At 43.8% G+C, this 555-nt stretch carries 1 protein-coding gene; it reads right to left on the bottom strand.

Translation table 11 applies throughout. From position 1 onward, the window contains the following. Positions 1-527, bottom strand: a 527-nt coding sequence (locus tag ACTF5Q_RS05715; RefSeq protein WP_438953691.1) for a UDP-2,3-diacylglucosamine diphosphatase, incomplete at its 3' end; no start/stop codon positions are given. Positions 528-555: the final 28 nt, after the last annotated feature.

Here is a 555-nt window from a genome sequence, read left to right as displayed (position 1 = left end):
TCAGGCTTCCATTCAACCAACTCGATGTGTCCGTTATGATCTTCGGTGACAGCCGTTAGACTATCAACCCAATCACCACAATTTGCATAAATTAAGTCGTTATGCTTCCAAATTCCAGGACGGTGCGAATGTCCACAAATGACACCGTCTGCGCCAACATCTTTTGCCATTTTTGTGAGCAGCCTTTCAAAGCGGTCGCCCATGAACAAAGCTTTGTTGAACTGGAAAATGATACTCTTAAAAAAACCTTTTTTGTTAGAGCTCAGTTTCTTATTTGAATTTAGCCATTTATCCAATGACCTCAGCAAGGCATCAAGACGGCTACCGAACAGTGTCATGAAATGCAACCGTAGGATCCGACCATCTGCTTGGTCGCCATGGGCAATGAGATACTTTTTCCCATTGGCGGAGCGATGCAGAACCGTTTCTTCGATTTCGACTTTTTGGAAATACTTGTAAGCGACTTCCCGCGCTTTTTTATCGTGATTTCCAACCAGATAAACTATGCGAATCCCGCTGATACACAATCGGTTAAGTTCCGCTATGATTTCGTCG

The sequence above is a fragment of the Candidatus Salinivivens marinus genome, assembly GCF_965655845.1.
Taxonomy (GTDB): Bacteria; Pseudomonadota; Alphaproteobacteria; order Rhodobacterales; family Rhodobacteraceae; genus Salinivivens; species Salinivivens marinus.
The sequence above is the reverse complement of the archived record's forward strand: the minus strand, read 5'-3'. Positions and strand labels throughout refer to the sequence as shown.